Annotated in this window: 1 protein-coding gene; it reads right to left on the minus strand. The window is 72.1% G+C overall.

Annotated features, from left to right (window positions below; translation table 11 throughout):
* Positions 1–38: 38 nt before the first annotated feature.
* On the minus strand, positions 39–516 hold a 478-nt coding region (locus tag GBZ26_RS29885), incomplete at its 5' end, for a DUF4384 domain-containing protein (protein WP_174441852.1).

The following is a 516-nucleotide window of genomic DNA, read 5'->3' on the forward strand; positions in this document are numbered from 1 at the left end:
CCGTCCCCGCCCCCGCGCTGTGAGCCGGCCCACAATCCTTATCGTTGAGCCGACCCGGCGGGCAGAACCTGCACGGCCATCTGCCGGCTGCGCACGTTGGTCCCCTGGATGCTGCCGTAGGCGCCCACCACGTCCGCCAGCGTCGCGCCGGGGATGGGCTGAAGGTCCTCGGTCTTGTAGCGGTCGGCGATGCGGGTCCCGAGTTCGTCGGGCGAGACGACGCAGGCGATGGTCTCGGAGGCGCCGGGACGGTCCATGCGCAGGTTGAAGGGCTTCTGCGCTCCCGGCGGGACCTCCACCTGCTGGTTGGCCTGGACGAAGCTGTCGGGCTGGAAGCGGTTGGGGAAGATGCGGGCCACCGACCCGGCGGCGTCCTGGTAGTAGCAATAGACGAAACCGTTGGCCGTCGGCTGCACCTTGACCACCAGCGCCTCCCCGGCGCGGTAGCGCGGCTGCGGCCCGCGGTCGGAACTGAGGACCAGATCGGGCGGCGCCCCGGCCGGCGCCGGGGTGGCG

Source organism: Azospirillum formosense (assembly GCF_013340925.1).
Classification (GTDB): domain Bacteria; phylum Pseudomonadota; class Alphaproteobacteria; order Azospirillales; family Azospirillaceae; genus Azospirillum; species Azospirillum formosense.